Consider the following 20323-nt stretch of genomic DNA (forward strand, 5'->3'; position numbering starts at 1 on the left):
ATTATTCACCTTCTTTACATAGATCTTTACATAATTCTTCATACTCTTCAGCTTTTAATAAATCTTTTAAATCATCTTTATTTGATAATTCTACACAAATCATCCAAGCGTCATATGCATTTTCATTTACTAGAATAGGATTATCAGTTAACTCTTCATTAACTTGTAGCACATTACCACTTGCAGGCATGAAAATTTCTTCAGCAGCTTTAACAGATTCAATTGTTGAAAAAGCTTCTCCCTTAGAAAACTCATCATCTTCTGATGGTAAATCTACAAAAACTATATCCCCTAATAATTTTTGTGCACAATCTGTAACTCCTATATAAGCTTTATCTTCCTCTACTCTTATCCATTCATGATTCTTTGTATATAATAAATTTTCCAATACTAACATGATTAATCCCCCTTATTTTTGAGTTTTTTTACTATAAAACTTTTTATTGACAACCATTGCCTTTAATTCTTTATTTCTAACTTTTATAAAAATTTCTGTACCTAATGCTGCGTACTTAGCATCAATTAACGCAAATCCTATTGTTTTGTTTAAGGTAGGAGACATATATCCAGTGGTTACATGTCCTATTTCTTCATTATCCTTAATTACTATATAGCCATGTCTTCCTATACCTCTATCTATCAATTCATATCCTACTAATTTTCTGGTTACTCCATTTTCCTTTTGTTTTATTAAAACATTTTTACCAATAAAATTTTCTTTATTAAGTTTCACAAAAAATCCAAAACCCATTTCTAATGGAGTTATAGTTTCATCCATTTCATTTCCATACAATGGAAGTGTAGCTTCAAATCTTAGTGTATCTCTAGCGCCAAGTCCAATAGGTTCAACACCTTCATTTTCTCCAGCTTTAAGTATTTCTCTCCATAAGACTACTACATCCTCAGGTTTTGCATATATTTCAAAGCCATCTTCACCAGTGTATCCTGTTCTTGAAATTAAAACTTTTTTATTACATATGTCTATATCATCTTTAAACTGGAAAAATCCTATCTCTGATAAATTAAGTTGTGTTAATTTTTGTAATACTTCTTGAGCTTTTGGCCCTTGAAGTGCTAATTGAGCTACACTATCAGAAATATCTTCAATGGTTATCTCAAAATTACCTTTGTTATCTAACATCCATTTAAAGTCTTTTTCTTTATTGCTTGCATTTACAACTAAATAATAATAATCTTCTGAAAATTTATAAGCTAGTAAGTCATCTACAACACCACCATTTGGATAACACATGAAACTGTATATAACATCTCCATTTTTTAGTGTTTTCACATCATTTGTTAAAAGATAGTTAACAAATTTTTCAGCATCCTTTCCCTTTACTAGTACTTCACCCATATGAGAAACATCAAACAAACCTGCTCTTTCTCTTACGGTTTCATGTTCATGTAGAATCCCCTTAAATTGAGTAGGTAATTCATATCCAGCAAACTCTACAATTTTTCCACCATTCTTCTCATATTCTCCTCTTAAAGGAGTAACTTTTAAATTGTCCAATTAACTCCCTCCTTAAATTAAAATAATGTATATAAGTCTATTATAGCGCTAATTTATTTATATGCAATATTTTACTCAAAATACAATATCTAAGAATAAAATAATTCATAACTACATTAACCCTCATATAAATATCAAAACCAAAGTGACTATAAGTTCTATAGCCACTTTGGACAAAATTTACGCTCCAGCATTTCTTTCTAATAAATATTCTATATTATTTCCACTTAAAACTAATATATCACCTTGCTTAATTAGTGTAGAGCCTTTTGGAACTATTATTTCACTATCTCTTTTTATCATTACAATAAGTATCTCCTCTGGAATATCCGCTTCCATTATAGTCTTTTCTTTCCAACTACTCTTAGAATCAACATTATACTCTATTAATGTTGTAGACCTATCTTCTTGATAGTCGGTAAATGTTTTTAATACTGTTTTTGTATCATCTACTAAATCTAACTTTCTAGCTACTTTAGGGATTAATGTTCCTTGAATAGCTACTGATAATAAAGCTATAAAAAATATTATATGAAATATATCATTTTCTAATGGTATCCCTGATGTTATTGCATATATTGCAAAAACAATTGAAGCTGCCCCTCTTAAACCTACCCAAGAAACAAACAACTGTTGTTTAAATGGTATCTTAAACCAACTTAAAACACCAAAGGTTGCGATTGGACGTGCAATTATTATCATAAATATTGATATTAAAATAGAGCTCCCTATAACACTTGGTAATTCAGAAGGGAATGCTAATAAACCTAATACAAAAAATAGCATAATTTGCATTATCCACGATACTCCATCAAAGAAATGAACTAAGCTTCTCTTGTGTGGAATTTTGCTATTTCCAATGACAATACCAGCTATATAAACACTTAAATATCCATTACCGCCTACCCATTCACTTAATGCATAAGATAAAATAGCAATTGCCGTTATAAATATTGTATAAAATCCATCTACTTCAAAATTTGCATTTCTCATTATATAGACCGTTAGCTTAGATAATATCACCCCAATTAATATACCAAAAATAATTTGTCCAATTACTATAGGTACTATTGAGCTGATCCCCCCATTATTCATTAATGTTAAAACTATTAATGTTAGCATATATGCAACGGGGTCATTACTTCCACTTTCAACCTCTAGTATAGAAGCAATTTCTCCTTTTAAGTTTAATTTCTGTGAACGTAATATAGAAAACACTGATGCTGCATCTGTAGACCCAACTATGGAGCCTATTAGCAACCCTTCTAAAAGACTTGTTTTAAGGACAAAATAACAGAATAATCCTGTCAATCCTGATGTGATTATTACTCCAAATGTAGACATTAAAATGGATTCTCTTGCAACAGGTTTAGCTTCTTTCCAATTGGTACCAAACCCACCATAGAACATTATAAATACCAACCCAAAGGAACATAATTCTCTTGTAAGCTCATAATTATCAAAATATATTCCTACTACACCATCTGAGCCAAATAACATTCCTAAAATGATGAATATAAGCAGCATTGGTACACCAAACTTATATAATACTTTACTGGATGTTATGCAAATTAGTAATACTAATCCACATATAATCATTAACTCAAGCATATTACCTCCTTAATTTATATTGTTTATTTTAAATAAAATTATTATAACTAAACTTTTTACCAATTTTAGTTGCCTTTATATATATTATACAATAAAATTGTACTCGATACATAAAAATTCCTCCCTAATCAAATTATATTTGTGTAAAGTCTATTAAATTTAAGAAAAACTTTAATGAATTTTCATTATGATATAAAAAATAGTAGCTCACCATAAATAGGTTAGCTACTATTTTTATACTATTTAGATTTTATTTCAATCCATCTTTCATCATAAAGCTTAATGTTGTCACCAAGGTCTATGAATGATTCACATTTATCAAGAAGAGTCTTATCTGGATAAGCTACTGGGTTAGATTTAACATCTTGTGAAAGCATTTCAAGAGCTGCTTTATTTGGTGTAGAATATCCTATATAATCTATGTTTTGGACAGCATTTTCCGGCTCTAACATAAAGTTTATAAATTTCTCTGCATAATCTTTATTTTCTGCATCTGTTGGTATGCATAGCGCGTCTACCCACTTATTTGTACCCGTTTTAGGGATTCCATAGGCTAGATTTTCATTTTGATCCATAAGAGTTACTGCATCTCCAGAATAAACTATTCCCATAGCAGCTTCTTCTCCTAAAAGTCTATCTTTACCTTCATCATTAACATAAGCACGAACTAAAGGCCTTTGAGCTATTAATTCAGCCTTAGCTTTATCTAGTTCTTTTTCATCTATGCTATTTTGAGAATATCCTAGCTTCATTAAGGCAATAGCCATAGTATCTCTAACTGAATCCAGCATTAGGATTTCTCCAGAGTATTTCTCATTCCATAAAATGTCCCAACTATCTACAGGATCACTTACCATATTTTTGTTATAAAGAATACCAAAAGTTCCCCAGAAATAAGGTACACTATATTCATCATTTTCATCATAGCTAGGCTTTTTAAAGCTTTCATCTATATTTTTATAATTAGGAATATTAGAATAATCTATCTTCTGGATTAATTTCTCATCCTTCATCTTTTCAATCATATAGTCTGATGGAACTATTAAATCATATTTTGATCCACCACTCTTTATCTTTTGATACATGATTTCATTGGTATCGTAGGTTTCATATACTACCTTTATACCAGTTTCTTCTTCAAATTTTTCTATTAGAGATTCATCTATATAATCTCCAACGTTATAAATATTTAAAACATCACTAGAGGATTTTGTTCCACAACCTGTAAGCATAGCTGTCACCATTACCCCTGTACATACTAGGGCTATAATTTTTTTTAATCTTTTCATCTTATTACTCCTTCCCTACCATTGCTTGCTTTCTGTTAGATAATAATAATAGTATTAATACTGTTATAAACATTAATGTAGTCAGTGCATTAATCTCTGGTTTAATACCTCTCTTTGCCATAGAATAAACCTCAATTGATAAGTTAGTCACTCCATTTCCAGTGTTAAAAAAACTTATAATAAAGTCATCTATAGACATAGTAAAGGCAATTAAAAAGCCTGAAATTATACCTGGTTTTATCTGTGGAAGTATTACCTTTCTAAGGGTATAAATAGGTTTTGCACCTAAATCCATAGCAGCTTCTTCTACATTGTCTGGAAGCTGTTTTAACTTTGGCAATACAGATAAAACTACATATGGTATATTAAAAGTTATGTGTGCTAGTAACATAGTTAAAAACCCTAACTTCATATTAAAAAATATAAAAAGTATCATAAGACCTATTGCTGTTACTATATCAGGATTTAATACCGGTAGATAGTTTATATTGAGAAGCATTGCCTTTTTAGGCCCTCTCATTCTGTCTATCCCTATAGCGCTTATTGTTCCTATGACTGTAGCTATTGCAGATGCCAATATTGCTACTACTACAGTGGTTATTAGAGCTGAAATTATTCTATCATTATGAAACAATTGCTGATACCACTTAAAAGTAAACCCTTGCCATCTAGCCATAGATTTTGAATCATTAAAAGAAAATAGTGCTAGGGCAAAAATAGGAGCATATAAAAATATAAATATTAAAATCAAATATATATTTGAAAATATTTTTTTTGCTTTTACCATAATACTCTACCTCCTCCTTTTTCATCATCATCTGAAAACTTAGAGGTTAATCCCATAGCTAATAAAATTAATATCATCATAAGGATAGATATTGCAGAACCAAAGTTCCAATCTCCAACAGAAGTGAACTGCTGCTCAATTAAATTACCTATGAGCATGTGCTTTCCACCACCTAAAAGTTGCGAGATTACAAAGGTAGATACCGCTGGCATAAATACCATAGTTATTCCTGAGATAACTCCTGGTATACTTAAAGGAAAAATTATCTTCATAAAAGCTGTAATTTTTCCAGCTCCCAAATCATAAGCAGCATTAACTAAATCTTGATCCATCTTTAATAGAGATGTATATATTGGTAGTACCATAAATGGAAGAAAGTTATACACCATTCCAAGAAGTACTGCACCATTTGTATATAGTATATCTACTGAGTTTAACCCAATGATATTAAGTAAGTTATTAAGCAAACCATTCTTTCCTAGAATTGCAAGCCATGCATAGGTTCTAAGCAAGAAATTCATCCACATTGGAAGAATAAATAACATTATAAGCATTCCACGTTTATTCTCTGGTTTTCTTGATATCATATACGCAATGGGATATCCCATTACTAAACATAAAATTGTTGATTGTAATGCTAAGCTAATAGATCTAGTAAATACCTTTATATATAAAGGATCCATTAATCTTTTAAAATTATTTATAGAGAATTGGTAGCTTCCGCTCACTTTTTCTGTAAAGCTAAAAAATACTATTAGAAGAAGAGGTACTATTATAAACAAGGAGCTCCACAATACATAAGGATAAGCTAAATATGATTTCTTTTTCATTCTACGCTTCTCCTGACTTTTTCATTATGTGAATGTCTTCTGGATAAATATCCATTCCTATTTCTGTACCTATAGAAAAGTTTTTAGTATTATGAAGAATATAGTTCATACTCTCTTCCTCTACTTCTAATTCATAGTGAACTCCTTTAAATACAGAAGATTTTACTATCCCTTTTAAGTTTCCTTCTTCTTTATTTACTATTTTTATGTCCTCTGGTCTTATTACCACATCTATATCTTCATCTTTATCAAAGCCTTTATCAACACATTCAAATATACGTCCACAGAATTTAACCTTAAAGTCTTCTAACATTATTCCGTCTGTAATATTGCTTTCTCCTATAAACCTAGCTACAAACTTATTCTCAGGTTCATTATATATATCTTCCGGAGTACCCATTTGTTGAATGACTCCCTTGTTCATTACTACCACAGTATCAGACATAGTTAGTGCTTCCTCTTGATCGTGAGTTACAAATACAAAAGTTATTCCCAATTGCTTTTGTATTCTTTTAAGCTCTATTTGCATTTCTTTTCTAAGCTTTAAATCAAGAGCACCTAAAGGCTCATCAAGTAGTAATACCTTTGGCTCATTAACAATAGCTCTTGCTATCGCTACTCTTTGTTGCTGACCACCACTTAGAGATTCAATTTTTCTTTTTTCAAAGCCCTTAAGATCTACTAATTTCAAAACTTCATTTACTTTTTTATCAATTTCGCTTTTAGAAAGTTTTTTTATTTTTAACCCAAAAGCTATGTTTTCATATACATTCATATGAGGGAATAGTGCATATTTTTGAAAAACTGTATTAATTTGTCTTTCATATGGAGGTAAGTCATTGATTTTCTTATCTTCAAATATAACTTCACCTTCATCGCAAGTTTCAAAGCCTGCTAAGATTTTTAATGTAGTAGTTTTACCACAACCACTTGGACCAAGTAATGTTATAAACTCATTCTTTTTTATCCCTAAAGTTATATTATCTAAAACTTTATTGTCTTCAAAGGTTTTAGATATACCTTTAATTTCAATTATATTATCACCCAACATAAACACCTCTTTTATAACATAATGCTAATTATACTCTTTGTGTCACCTTATTAAATCTGTCTACTTAAAATGACGGTGGTGTACTTACCCATATTACTGTTGCCTCAGTTTTTCCTGTATTTGAAATGTAATGATTAGACTTTGGCTTAAAATAAAAGCTTTCTCCCTTACGTATTTTATATATCTTATCTCCTAAATGCAGGTTTACAATTCCATGAAGCACAAGTCCAAATTCCTCTCCCTCATGAGGAGTTTCTTCTTTGTATTTTCCATTTGGTTCTAATGTGAGCATTATAGGCTCCATCTGATTTTTTTGAGCATCTGGTACGAGCCACTTTAATCTATACTTTAGATCTTCATCCTCAGTTTCAAACATATCGTCATTTGTAAACTTAACTCTTTCATTAATCTTCTCACTAAAGAATTCATTTAAATTTGTGCCTAGTATCTGAAGAATGTCCATAAGTGTTGCAATAGATGGAGATGTGAGATCATTCTCAATTTGTGAGATGAATCCCTTGGATAATTCACATCTGTTTGCAAGTTCTTCTTGTGTTAACTGTTTTTCGATTCTAAGACTTTTAATCTTTTCTCCAATTTGCACGATTCCACCTCAATCTTATGTATTATACTAAACCTTAAGTTTACATTTACTAAACAAACAATATTATTCTATATTTTTTTTATTAATAAATCAATAGATTTATTAAATTTTTTTTATATTTTCATGATTTTTTTTTCATAATGAACCTTTGAATATACCTTATGTTTATGAAAATATGTTTATATTAATATTCTTCATGTTTAGTAATACTAAGTATATTCCATAATAAAAGCTTTCTAGTATTAATTGTACTAACCTTCAACTAAATACTAGAAAGACAATTTACTTTAACTATTTAAAAAAAATACTTTATAAACACTATATATTTCTTATTGTAAAATAATGTAATTATTAACATTTTCCACAACTCTATCCACAATATAATTAACACTAAGTGGATAAATATTAGATTATCACCCTTTTTTCTGAAAATTTACTTTATTTTATCCACAATTTATAAATTTTAAAAAAAATAATAAACAACTAAGCAATTAACACCTTAGTTGTTTATTTTTCATTTGATTCTACTAGTTCTCACTTAATTCTTCCAAAAGCCTATCAAATTCTCTTATTTCAACCCAATCATAAAGATTAATGTTTTCCTTTGAATGATATACTCTGAAATCTTCTATGGATACTTTAACTTCATTTTCTCCCTCAGTTGTGAACCATAGGTGTTTTTCATTACAAGAACTCAATTCTTTTATTTCGCTAAAAGGATTAACATCATCCTCATAATAAAATCTAACTCCACTTTCAGCAAGACTTGTATAGATGTCTATTATCCTATTATTAAGCTCATCCATAAGTTTCCCTTCCTCCTAGGTTACAACTGTTTAATTAGTATTATAACCTACTTTAGCTAGAAATCTTCATTTTATTTTCTAGAGCATTCATAGCCATTATATATCCATATTCTCCAAAACCACATATCTGACCTATACATGCTGGGGCTGTAACTGATTTTTGTCTAAAATCTTCTCTATCATAAATCTGTGATAAATGAACTTCCACAGTATCTATATTTACACTTTTTATAGCATCATAGATTGCATAGCTATAATGGGTAAAGGCACCTGGATTAACTATTATTCCATCATATTTTTCATAGTATGCCCTTTGGATGAAATTAATAATTTCTCCCTCTATATTGCTTTGTAACATCTCTATGTCATGTCCTAAGGATTTAGAGCATTCCTTTATGTAATTTTCAATCTTCTCAAAGCTTTTTGAGCCATATATATGTTTTTCCCTTATGCCCAAAAAATTCAGGTTAGGTCCATTTATAACCATAATTTTCATAGCAATCACCTCTTATAATTAACTAAACTCTCTATTTAAAATTTCATATATGTCTTTAATTGCTTGGTCATCAATAGAATTCTTTTGCCATATTTCCTGTGCTTTTACGCCTTGTCCTATGAGCATAGATAATCCCCCTACAACTTTTTTTCCTAATTCTTTTCCCTTTGATAAAAATTTTGTCTCTGATGGGTTATATACTATATCTACAACGGTTTGAAAATTATTTATGATAGTATCATTAACAGGAGTGGCATCTTCATTAGGAAACATACCTACTGGAGTTGTATTAATTATCATATCTCCTTGAATTTCTTTTAACTGCTCATAACTTATTAGTTCAACTTTTTCATGATTTATTCCTTTATTTTTTTCTGGTGTCCTACTTACTATATAAACATTTTTAGCTCCATTGTCTAATAAATAACACATAGCAGCCTTTGTAGCTCCACCATTGCCCAAAATTACAGCTATTGAGTCTTGTATCTTAACATTATGTACCTTTAACATATATCCAAAGCCATAGTAATCTGTGTTATAACCATATAGTTTATTATCCTCTAGTGATATTGTATTAACAGCGCCTATTCTTTGTGCTTCTGGTGATATCTCATCTAAATACTTAATAATTTCTTCCTTGTAAGGAATAGTTACACTGGCTCCTTTAATTTTTAAAAGTTTAAGTGCATCTATGAATTTTTCTAAATTTCCTTTAGGTATTTCAAATAGTTTGTATGCACCTTCTACTTCCATAGCCTGAAATATTATTTTATGTATTCTCGGTGATAAGCTATGTCCTAATTTCTCACCTAGTATGCCGTAAAATTCCATAACATTACTCCTTTATATATGATTAATTTAAATAACTTTACTTATGCTTTTTTATAATGCTCTCTTGCAAACTTCTACTTAACTCCATTATACTTAAGAAAAATCTTCTTGCTAATAAATCATAGTTCTTATTTTTTAAATTGTCTACATTTTTTTTAATAACCTTTGATTCTCTTTCCTCATCATATATCGGTAAATCATTTTCTTTTTTAAAATTAGCTACTCTTATAGCAACATCCATTCTTCTCTCAAATAGATTTACAAGTTCTTTATCAATCTCATCGATTTCTTTTCTACATTGCTCTATTTCATTCACTGCAATTCACCCTTTTCTAAATTATCTATATACATTAATTAAATTTTACTAATATATAATAACACTTATTTATATATTATTTCCACTAAAAATAAATAGACTCCTATAGGAATCTATCTTTTTATCTATATATTTTTACTTTACATAATATTTATTAAAATTTATTTATTCCAAGTTTTCTCTTTATTCTTCTTGTATTTCTAGCTATCCAACTTTCCTTATTTTTTTCTTCAAGTTCTTGTAATTCCTTTTCCATAGCCTGTCTTTCTAATTCTTCTTTTAATTGATATCTTGCCATTTCAAAAATAGGTTCTAAAAGATTTTTAGTGTCATAGTAACCTCTTAGAATTCTCTTGTTTTTAGACTCTTCATCTAGATTTAATAATCCATCTAATATTTTTGTTTCTATGTCTGAAGGAATTAGTTCTATGATTTTTGCATCTGGAAAATCTTCTCTTCTTATTTTAGCTTCCTTAGATAATAGTACCGCTATTATTATATCACAACCTTCTTCATATACTGGTTTTATAGGAGTATTATCTACTAATCCACCATCTAAATATGTCTTTCCACCAATTTCTTCACTTTCATATATCATAGGAAGGCAAGCCGTTGCCAATAATATACTTTTTGCTATTTCTTCTTCATAGTCATTTATTCTAAAATATTTAGCAGTGAAATCCGGCATTTCGGTACATGATACATATAATATTTTTTCAGATTTCTTTAATTTATTAAAATTTATATATTTCTCAATTATATCCTTAGCTCCATCTCTAGGAATATCACCCTGCTCTAATTTCTTTGTCATATACTTTTTTACCAAATTCATATTTTTACTACCTATAGCAAGGGTTACGCCTTTCCTTATTAGGACTTTACTATTTACTGGTAACAACTTCTCTATAGTAACCTCTTGCCACATTTTCTTAGCTTCTTCAAAATCATCTTGAGCAAATAAAGCTGCATTTATAGCACCTATAGAAGTACCTGAAACTACTTTTATGTATTTATCTATATTTAACTCTTTTATAGCTTTCCATACTCCTATCTCATAAGCTCCTTTTCCGCCTCCACCAGATAATACTAATCCTACTCTCATTCCCCTTCATCCCCCATTAAAATATTATCTTGATTTTATAATATTTATTAATCACTTTTTATTATTATATCATTTTAAGAAAGTTTTTTACTTCATTTTCATATTTCTCTTGATTAGTGGCATAACAAGTATTATGCTTAGCTCTTGGAATTATACACAAGCTTTTTATTCCCTTTTTAATTTCATACATTTCCATGGACATATAACATGGTATTAATTCATCTTGATCTCCATGAATGAACATAATTGGTACTTTGCTTTCATTTACCATATCCATTGGACTTATTTCTCCTAAAGAAAAGCCACATACTTTTTTTATTTTATGATTAGTGAGATTATAGAAAGGGAAAAAAGGAATCTTGTATTTATTTAACTTTCTTTTTATAACCTCTATTGCATTTGCATAAGCTGATTCCGATATTATAAAATCTATTTTATTCTTTCCTAAAACTGAATACATAAGACCAGTAGCAGCTCCCATAGAATGGCCATGTACACCTATAAAGCACTTTTCCCCAACTTTTTGTCTTATACAGCTTACCCATAAATCTAAATCTTCACACTCATATCTTCCATAGGTAGCATAAGTTCCTTCACTATTACCATGACCTCTTTGATCTACTAAAAGAATATTAAATCCTTCTTTTATAAAAAACTTTATATATTGGCAAGACCTGTAATGGCCAACCAAGTATCCATGCAATAATATTATTATTTTTTTTGAAGGTAAATTACAGTTTAGATAATATCCTTTTAACTTATATCCATCTTTACTTTGTACAATTAGCTCTTCCAATTTTAACTTTTCATACTCATCAAGAGAATATAATCCCATGGTGTAAAGACTATTAAAGGTTTCTATCTTATCACGCTTTTTACCAAGAGTAGCATGATAAAATAAACAATTTATGGTTTTGATAAATATTATAAAAAGTACTGTCATTACAATTAATATATTAGCTATTATCATAATTTGCTCCTATTATCATCTTGTAATATTTTTAAATAAAAAAACTTGTATTTAAAATACAAGTTTTTATTTTATATATTTTAGTAATCCCCTACTTTTTATAATTAATGCACCATTAATTACGTTTGTAATATCACATTGATTAATACACTCATTCCTTAATTACAATCCCTAAAATTCTCGAAAGTGATAGTGCTTGCATTGGAGTAACTACTATTCCATATAAATCTCTTACATCTCCAATAAGTCCTTCTATATCACTATTTCTAAAATCAATACCTTTCACCATAGCCTTAGATATGTCAATTTGTCTCATATTTACATTTTCAAAGTTTACTTTATTAAGCTTACTATTTTCAAAAATCACATTATTAAATGATGAATCTATAAAGTTTACATTTTTAAGAGTAGAGAAAGATATGTTACTATAGTCACCGTTACACTGATTTAATGTGACATTTTGAATATTTGTATCTGTCAAGTCTATACCCATAAGCTTACAGTTTATCATTTCTACCCTATGCAGAATTCCATTATTAAAATTAGAATTTGATAAATCACAGTTTTCAAATTTTACATCTATTAATTCAATATGAGGAAATTTTATATTTCTAAAATCTACATTTTTAAATATAACTTCCGAAAATTCAACATGTGATGCACTCTCATTACTTAAGTCACAATTAAGCATCATTACATTATTAAAATAATCTTCATCATCTATATTCTTCTCTAAAGAATATACCTCTTCATTTATTGCTGTAATTTTAGGTAATAATACATTTTTTACTTTTCTTTCTTCCATATTTCTTCTAGCTATGTACTATATATATACTTAACATAGCTAATCTTCACCATCCTTCACTATTTTCATTTAATCTGATTATTATCTAGCATATTTAAATATTCCCCAGGTAATCTCAAAAACCTTCATAAACAGAGTTCTTAGCTTCTTGATGCTTAGAAATCGTTATCCAGGGACATAGCAGGTCTTTTACTCCCACTTTGAAAAAGGTGGGAGTATTAGAGCTGGTAGTCATCGGATAAACAGAGTTCTTAGCTTCTTCATAAGTCAAAGATATTTTAAAACAGATAATAACATATTCACATACCTACATAATCATTAATACAATAATCATATAAGCTACAATGGAGGTGTCTAATGTCTACATTCAGAATTATTGTATTTGATGGTGGAGGAATTCGTGGTGCTCTATCCACACGTATATTAAAACGCATTTATAATAAATATCCTGATATCTTAAAGTATACAAACTTATTTGCTGGTACTTCTACAGGTGCTTTAATAGCCTTAGCTCTAGCTTCTGGAAAGGATGGAAATTATGTTGATAACTTATACAACTATGAGACTGTAAAAAGTATATTTTATCCTTCTCATCTTAACCTTTTCAGACCTAAATTTAATAATAAAAACTTAAGAGAAGTCATATTATCTGTATTTACAGAAGACCTTACCCTTGGAGATCTTGAAAAGTATGTATTCATCCCATCTTTTAATGTAAAAGGTTTTTCATCTGATAACTGGCAATCTGTATTTTTTAATAACCTTTCTCGTGGTTCAACATACACATCTAAGGTTGTAGATGTGGCTTTAGCTAGCTCTGCCGCTCCTACTTATTTTCCTTCATACAAGAACTTTATAGATGGAGGTGTAATTGTAAATAATCCTACAGCCGCCTCTATGATTTCCGTAATGAAGCTCCTTAAACCTAAACATTCACTATCTGATTTTCGTATATTATCTATTGGTACCGGCTCCACACTTAACCAAATAAAATCAGATACATCTTCTTGGGGTGCTCTCCAGTGGATGCTCAGACCGAAATGTAATGTTAAAACACCTTTGGTTTCAATTCTACTAAATGATACACCTCTAGAAGACTTATATTGCAAAGAACTTATCGGTCCAAACTACTTTAGAATAAATCCTATACTGAAATATAAAATTCCTCTTGATGACTATTCAAAAGTTCCATTACTTAAAAATGCTGTGGACAATCTAGATCTTTCCGATACCTTTAAATTTATAGAAAATCATTTTTTACATTAGTGCAAAATTTATTTAATATAAAAAGTTATTCTATAATAATTCCTTTTATCATTATAGAATAACTTTTTTATTTTTATGTACATTTTCTAATTAACTAACTTTATATAAATTTATATAACTAAGAATAATTTTCATATTTTACAAGTTTATTTTTCCCTTCCGCTTTAGCTATATATAATGCTTCATCTGCAAAATTAATACATTGATCAATATTTTTCTCTTTACCTGAATAGATAAATACACCTAGGCTAGATGTCACTTTTAATTTAAACTTTTCTCCATAATATATATTAGCTCTTTCCATTGATGTTCTTATATTGTCACAGATTGAATAAATCTTTCTTTCACTTATACCTTGTAAAATCACTAAAAATTCTTCCCCACCATATCTCCCTGCAATTCCATGCTTTTTAACATTATTTCTAATTATGCCTCCAACCATTTTTAATACACTATCTCCATAACTATGTCCATACTTATCATTAATTAATTTAAAATCATCAATATCTATCATTATGACAGCTAATTTCTTTCGTTCTCTTTGACAATCCTTAAATACTTTTTCTCCTTTTTCAAAAATTTCCATTCTGGACAGTAATCCTGTTAAAAAATCATGAGAAGAAAAATATTTAGTTCTATTATAAAGGCAAGAATTCTCTAAAGCTATAGCGACATAGGATGCTAATATCTTTAATTTGTTTAAATCATTTTCTGTATATGCATTTTTCTTATAACTTTGTACATTTAAAAATCCTCTAACCTTATCCTCTAGAATTAAAGGACAATACATTGCTGATTGAGTATTATTATCACTTACTTTTACCTTAAGGGTTGGTACATACTTTTTATATTCTTTATACAGATCATTAATTAAAATAGTGCTTCTATTTCTAACACAATAAGCTCCTATGCTAGTTTCATCTTCTATATGAACATTCTTTAAATTCAGCTTATTTCCTCTATCTATAAATAGTGCATAATCTAAAATTCCTTCTGACTCCTTAAGGGTAGAAACACCAACTACTTCTGCATCAATAATCATTGATATTTCTTTATGTATGTTTTCTAATATATTCTCAAAATTAAGATCTGAAGTTATTTTTTGCCCTATAGTTGATATTACTTTAATGTCATCATATAATGACTTAAATATAGCTGCTTCTTGCTTATTCTTTTCATTTTCTAAGTCAGCAAGACTTAATTCACTAGTTATACAGTTCAATTCATCATTTATTTCAACATACTTCTCATAATACACTAGTGCTTCCTTATACTTATTAATCTCCTTGTTAGATAAATACAGTTGCTTATATATATTTCTATTAATTAGTACGCATTTATTTTTTTCAGATATTTCTAATGCCTTTACTTGCTTATTAATAGCTTCATCATATTTATTATTAATTAAATCACTCTGAGCCCAAGCCTCTAATATACTAGCTTGAACTTCATAATAATCCCTCTTAGTGGCATGCTCTAATGCAGCTGAATAATCTTCTTCTGCTTCCTTTTGCTTACCGGCCTTAAAATTTATTTTTCCCCTTATTCTTAAAGCTTCACTTTTTATAATTTCATAATTTAGCTTTTCTCCAATTTCAATAGACTCATTAATAAAATTCATGGCCTTTTCTAAATTTCCAAGTTCACATTCAATTTCAGCAATAACTTGATACATATTTATTTTCATATTATCATTATCACCATAAGGTATGTCTTGTAATGAATCTATAATTTTTTTAGCTTCATTGTATTTTCCCAAACTCAAATAATTAACACAAATATTATTTAATATTACTAAAAAAAACTTATCATTCTTTAATTTTTTTGCTATTTTTAATGCAATCTTTCCCCATTTTGTACTCAATTCACATAATCCTAATTGAAAGTAGGCACTCATAAGACCATTTGATACATATAATTTCCCTTTTTCATCACTTATGCTTTGAAATAATGTATTAGCTTTTAATAACCACTGTACTCCCTTTTCGTATGTACCTGAATAATTAAAATACCACCCTATAGTTCCACTACACCAAGCTATTCCTCTTATATTTTGATTTTCAGTACATATTTTTAACCCTTCATCTAATATACTTTTAGCATTGTCTAGGTTACTTACTAGCTGTTCGTTAACATGCTCTATAAATTGGTCTATGTAATTTGAATCTTCCCTAAGTCTATTTAGTACATCTTCTTTTGAATCTTTGTACATAGATTTCATAACCCCCTATTTTTATTATGTTATAAGGTATTAATTACTCCTCTTCTTTTATAGCAAAATCTCTAGTAACATCTCTTACCCATTTCCCACTACTTACTCTTACTATACTAACCAAAGATTTTATTATCTCATCACACCTAATTATAAAAAATACAGCTACTATTGGTAACCCTAATATATCTACTGCTATGAATCCTCCTGGAATAGCTACACACCACATAAATATAATGTCATTTAATAATACAAATCTTGCGTCTCCTCCACCTCTTAGAACTCCCATCATCATATTACTTCCTAAAGCTTGGAATATAACAATAATAGAGGTTACACTCATAATTTCCATAGCAATTAATTTTGTACTTTGTGGAACATTGTAGAAGTTTACTATTATAGGCTTAATAACATATATTATTCCGCTGGCAATAAGCCCTGTAACTACACTAAATACACCTATCGTAAAGGCATATTCCATGGCTTTATTCTTTTTACCTTCACCTATGGTATTACCAATAATAACAGCTGCAGCATTAGATAATCCAAATATAAACACTGTTACAAATTGTTGTGCAACTCCATTTATACTATTGGCTGCTACTGTACTTGTTCCCATTTTTGCTACAATAACTGAAATCATAGAGGATCCTGTAGACCAAAGCAACTCATTAAATAGTACTGGTGTACATGTGGATACATAGTCCTTTAATATAACCTTATCCACCTTTAATAGATGCTTAGGTCGTAATTTTATCTTCTTCTCAAAATAAATCATAAATATTATAACTATTATAAACTCTGCGATTCTTGCCATAACGGTAGCAATAGCTGCACCTCTTATGCCCAAGGCTGGGAATCCAAATTTTCCAAAAATAAATACCCAGTTAAAAAAAGCATTTACTAACAATGACACACTATATACTAACATTGAAATTTTTACTGTTTTTACAGAACGAAGCATCATTATTGTACAGTTTGTTAAACCATAGAATATGTATCCTATGCAGACTATTCTAAGATAGCTAGCCCCACCTTGTATAACAGCCATATCATTAGAAAATATGCTCATAAACTGTGTTGGTAATAGAGCTGCTATGGATATAAATATAATTATTATAACGGTACAAACTCTATACATAATTGCAAGTATCTTATGAATAGAATTTACATCTTTCTTCCCCCAATATTGAGATATCATAATATTTGATCCACTAGCTAGTCCAAAAAGTAGAATCATCAAAATAAAAAATAAATTATTTGCTAAAGCTACTGATGATAATTGGACCTCCCCTAAAGATCCTACCATTAAGGTATCTATCATACTTACTGCAAAAGTAATTAAGTTCTGTATAGCTATGGGTACTGATATACTAAAAAGTAATCTGTAAAATTTCTTATCTGTAGTTATTTTCATATAAATATTCTCCGTATTAATCCAATTTAATAAAATAATTATACCATATTTCATATATAAAATAACCATACATATTTCTACAAATGTGCATGGTATGTATGGTTATTTTAGAATAATAAATATATTAATGCAAATTTCTTTATTATGAATATATTAATAAAATTATTTATGCTCTTAGAAAATTTCATCAACTTCCAAAATACATATTTTCATCTATCTTCTTATTCTAGCTTTTCTTTCATTTATTCTTTCTTTAGCCCTTCTGCGTTTTTCTTCATTAGCTATTTCTTTTTTTATTTTTTCATAACTTATAAATCTCTCCTCAGATAATTCTCCTCTTTCAATGGCTTGTTGAACAGCACATTTAGGTTCACTTTTATGCTTACAATCTGAAAAGTGACACTTCAACGCAAGATCCTCTATATCCTTAAAGGTGGCTTCTACGTCTCCCTGACTTAGCTGAAGTTCTCTCATTCCTGGAGTGTCTATTATAGCTCCCCCTGTTGGCAACACAAATAATTCTCTATGGGTTGTAGTATGCCTTCCTTTGTCATATTCGTCAACTTCCTTAGTAATTTGTACTTCTTTTTCTAACAATTTATTTATTATAGTAGATTTTCCAACCCCTGAAGACCCAATAAAAACTACAGTATCATCGCTTTTTATAATATTTCTTACTACCTCTACACCTTCACCAGTTAAAGAACTTACACTTATCTTATCTATACCTAATGCCACCTGGTCTAAAGATAATAACTTATCTTCTAAATCCTCACATAAATCTAATTTAGTTAATAAAATAACAGGTGTAGCACCACTATCCCATGCTATATTAATATATCGTTCTAACCTTCTTAGGTTAAAATTATTATTTAAAGACATTGTTATAAAAATCTTATCTATATTTGCAGCTAATGCCTGTTCTTCACTTTTTACTCCTGCTACCTTTCTACAAATAAGTGTTTTTCTTTCTTGAATCTGATGTATTATTCCTTCTCCATAACCAAGCTCTTCATAATTAACCCAATCCCCTACAACTGGATAGTCCTTTTTATTAATTAATTCGTATTGTAACTTCCCTGATAGGGTAGCTGATATTTCTCCCTTTTCAATTATTATCTTATATAAATTTCTATGCTGAGCATACACTCTTCCTATTTGATGTTGATTTATATTATTTTCTCTCACCTATATAATCCCTCTTTCTAACTTTATACTTTAATTTATTTTCATTTAATAAAACGTTGAACTTATGCCCTTTAGCTTTTTTATAATAACCTTACTGGTTAAAAAACTTTATTTTTGCATACAAAAAAACCTTGGATTAAGCTACTCCAAGGCATAAGTTCAAATTAAATATAGTTATAAAATTAGGATTATAATCTTATTATATTTCTAAGGTTTTAAACTGAATATAATTATTAATATTAATCCACTGAAACTAACATTTAAATCTTAAATTTGGAGCGGCTGTATATACTTCATCTAATATTAATCTTTCTCTGTTCATCATAATACAACAACTCCTCTCAAATTCGATTTATATATTTATAATATCAATACATATATTAAGCATACATCAAATATACATATTTGTAAATAATTAAATAACAAATTCCTATAAATATTTTTCATTTTTAGAATTTTATATAATTTAAAATACTTATATGTCTATCTTTATTACCTATTTATATAAATCCACGGCTAAACTACTAAGTATTTCTTCATTAATAATTTCATATCCGTAATTGTCTTTTTTTAACACTTCCCTATTTATTAAATTATTTATAGTCCTTAATAGATGTCTATAGCTAGTTCCTAGCAACTCAGCAATCTCTGTTAATGTTTCATTAAATACAACTCTATTTCCTTCTTCCCTTGTTGCCATTATATAGCTTGCTAATCTGTTTTCCAGTGGATATAGTAAATTGATTGATCCATTTCTAGATGAAGTATCCATTTTATTTCCCAAGGAACTGCATATAAATCTTAGAAACTTAGCATCATTTAATAACTTTTCTCTTACCTTTTTAAAAGATAACCCAATACAATAAGCATCCTCTATAACTTCCATATTTGTAGTTGCCTTTGTAAAATTGATTAATTCTAAATCTCCTAGTACCATAAGTGGATAATAAAAACATATTAAAAGGGATTTACCATTTTTTAAACTAATATATACTTTAGCCTTACCTTCTACAAAAAAGAATAAATAATCTATAGGCTCATCTTCCTTACATAAAAATTCATTTCTCTTAAAGTGAAATAATTCCATATATTCTCTCATATCATTGGTAAAGATATCATTAATATTGTATTTATCTACATATGTGTTCATAAGTTCTGAGTTATTTATTTTCTTCATATTTTTCTCCTAAATCATATCAATTATATAAACCTGAATTATTCACCGA

The 20323-nt window shown here is 28.7% G+C and carries 20 protein-coding genes; 1 reads left to right on the top strand and 19 read right to left on the bottom strand.

What is annotated here, in order from left to right; genetic code table 11:
• Window position 1: 1 nt before the first annotated feature.
• From gcvH to B3J31_RS14675, 15 genes are all read right to left on the bottom strand, one after another.
• A complete protein-coding gene (gene gcvH, locus B3J31_RS14605; protein ID WP_150846155.1) occupies window positions 2–397 on the bottom strand; it encodes a glycine cleavage system protein GcvH in 396 nt (131 codons plus the stop codon).
• A 12-nt stretch (window positions 398–409) separates the two neighbouring features.
• Window positions 410–1516, bottom strand: a complete 1107-nt coding sequence (gene gcvT, locus B3J31_RS14610) for a glycine cleavage system aminomethyltransferase GcvT (protein WP_035130181.1) — start codon at window positions 1514–1516, stop codon at window positions 410–412.
• Between the two features lie 180 nt (window positions 1517–1696).
• Window positions 1697–3127 (bottom strand): potassium/proton antiporter, encoded by a 1431-nt coding sequence (locus B3J31_RS14615; RefSeq protein ID WP_346868538.1) that lies wholly within the window; start codon window positions 3125–3127, stop codon window positions 1697–1699.
• A 239-nt stretch (window positions 3128–3366) separates the two neighbouring features.
• Window positions 3367–4416 carry an ABC transporter substrate-binding protein gene (locus B3J31_RS14620; protein WP_346868537.1) on the bottom strand — a complete coding sequence of 350 codons (1050 nt, stop codon included), beginning with the start codon at window positions 4414–4416 and terminating at the stop codon, window positions 3367–3369.
• Between the two features lie 4 nt (window positions 4417–4420).
• On the bottom strand, window positions 4421–5203 hold the full coding sequence (locus tag B3J31_RS14625; protein ID WP_346868536.1) for an ABC transporter permease: 783 nt from the start codon (window positions 5201–5203) through the stop codon (window positions 4421–4423).
• The gene (locus B3J31_RS14630; protein ID WP_035130173.1) at window positions 5197–6033 is read right to left on the bottom strand and encodes an ABC transporter permease; all 837 of its coding nucleotides are present in this window, start codon (window positions 6031–6033) and stop codon (window positions 5197–5199) included. Before B3J31_RS14630 ends, B3J31_RS14625 begins: the two co-directional genes overlap by 7 nt.
• A gap of 1 nt (window position 6034) precedes the next feature.
• The gene (gene potA / locus B3J31_RS14635; protein ID WP_207656798.1) at window positions 6035–7084 is read right to left on the bottom strand and encodes a spermidine/putrescine ABC transporter ATP-binding protein; all 1050 of its coding nucleotides are present in this window, start codon (window positions 7082–7084) and stop codon (window positions 6035–6037) included.
• A 64-nt stretch (window positions 7085–7148) separates the two neighbouring features.
• The gene (locus B3J31_RS14640) at window positions 7149–7688 is read right to left on the bottom strand and encodes an XRE family transcriptional regulator (RefSeq protein WP_346868535.1); all 540 of its coding nucleotides are present in this window, start codon (window positions 7686–7688) and stop codon (window positions 7149–7151) included.
• A 527-nt stretch (window positions 7689–8215) separates the two neighbouring features.
• Window positions 8216–8494: a hypothetical protein gene (locus B3J31_RS14645; RefSeq protein ID WP_150846161.1), complete on the bottom strand. Its 279-nt coding sequence runs from the start codon at window positions 8492–8494 to the stop codon at window positions 8216–8218.
• Between the two features lie 52 nt (window positions 8495–8546).
• Window positions 8547–8990 (bottom strand): type II 3-dehydroquinate dehydratase, encoded by a 444-nt coding sequence (gene aroQ, locus B3J31_RS14650; protein WP_346868534.1) that lies wholly within the window; start codon window positions 8988–8990, stop codon window positions 8547–8549.
• 18 nt (window positions 8991–9008) lie between these two features.
• Window positions 9009–9821: a shikimate dehydrogenase gene (gene aroE / locus B3J31_RS14655; protein ID WP_150846163.1), complete on the bottom strand. Its 813-nt coding sequence runs from the start codon at window positions 9819–9821 to the stop codon at window positions 9009–9011.
• Between the two features lie 37 nt (window positions 9822–9858).
• Window positions 9859–10137 carry a chorismate mutase gene (locus B3J31_RS14660; RefSeq protein WP_167403149.1) on the bottom strand — a complete coding sequence of 93 codons (279 nt, stop codon included), beginning with the start codon at window positions 10135–10137 and terminating at the stop codon, window positions 9859–9861.
• A gap of 154 nt (window positions 10138–10291) precedes the next feature.
• Entirely contained in the window at window positions 10292–11239 is a 948-nt protein-coding gene (locus B3J31_RS14665; RefSeq protein WP_346868532.1) for a patatin-like phospholipase family protein, read from the bottom strand.
• A 64-nt stretch (window positions 11240–11303) separates the two neighbouring features.
• The gene (locus B3J31_RS14670) at window positions 11304–12209 is read right to left on the bottom strand and encodes an alpha/beta hydrolase (RefSeq protein WP_346868531.1); all 906 of its coding nucleotides are present in this window, start codon (window positions 12207–12209) and stop codon (window positions 11304–11306) included.
• A 151-nt stretch (window positions 12210–12360) separates the two neighbouring features.
• Entirely contained in the window at window positions 12361–13014 is a 654-nt protein-coding gene (locus tag B3J31_RS14675) for a pentapeptide repeat-containing protein (protein WP_150846167.1), read from the bottom strand.
• Between the two features lie 357 nt (window positions 13015–13371).
• Here B3J31_RS14675 and B3J31_RS14680 point away from each other — a divergent pair, with 357 nt between their 5' ends.
• Entirely contained in the window at window positions 13372–14280 is a 909-nt protein-coding gene (locus B3J31_RS14680) for a patatin-like phospholipase family protein (RefSeq protein ID WP_150846168.1), read from the top strand.
• A 118-nt stretch (window positions 14281–14398) separates the two neighbouring features.
• Here the strand turns inward: B3J31_RS14680 and B3J31_RS14685 are convergent, their stop codons facing one another.
• The 4 genes from B3J31_RS14685 to yeiL all read right to left on the bottom strand — a co-directional run bounded on the left by B3J31_RS14685 (window position 14399) and on the right by yeiL (window position 20274).
• Window positions 14399–16492 (bottom strand): diguanylate cyclase, encoded by a 2094-nt coding sequence (locus B3J31_RS14685; RefSeq protein WP_346868530.1) that lies wholly within the window; start codon window positions 16490–16492, stop codon window positions 14399–14401.
• Between the two features lie 43 nt (window positions 16493–16535).
• On the bottom strand, window positions 16536–17909 hold the full coding sequence (locus tag B3J31_RS14690; protein ID WP_346868529.1) for an MATE family efflux transporter: 1374 nt from the start codon (window positions 17907–17909) through the stop codon (window positions 16536–16538).
• Between the two features lie 213 nt (window positions 17910–18122).
• Entirely contained in the window at window positions 18123–19097 is a 975-nt protein-coding gene (gene rsgA, locus B3J31_RS14695) for a ribosome small subunit-dependent GTPase A (RefSeq protein WP_346868528.1), read from the bottom strand.
• A gap of 496 nt (window positions 19098–19593) precedes the next feature.
• Window positions 19594–20274 carry a transcriptional regulator YeiL gene (gene yeiL / locus B3J31_RS14700; RefSeq protein ID WP_150846356.1) on the bottom strand — a complete coding sequence of 227 codons (681 nt, stop codon included), beginning with the start codon at window positions 20272–20274 and terminating at the stop codon, window positions 19594–19596.
• Window positions 20275–20323: the final 49 nt, after the last annotated feature.

The sequence above is a fragment of the Clostridium sp. UBA5988 genome, assembly GCF_002435615.1.
In the GTDB taxonomy this organism is placed as follows: domain Bacteria; phylum Bacillota; class Clostridia; order Clostridiales; family Clostridiaceae; genus Clostridium_J; species Clostridium_J sulfidigenes.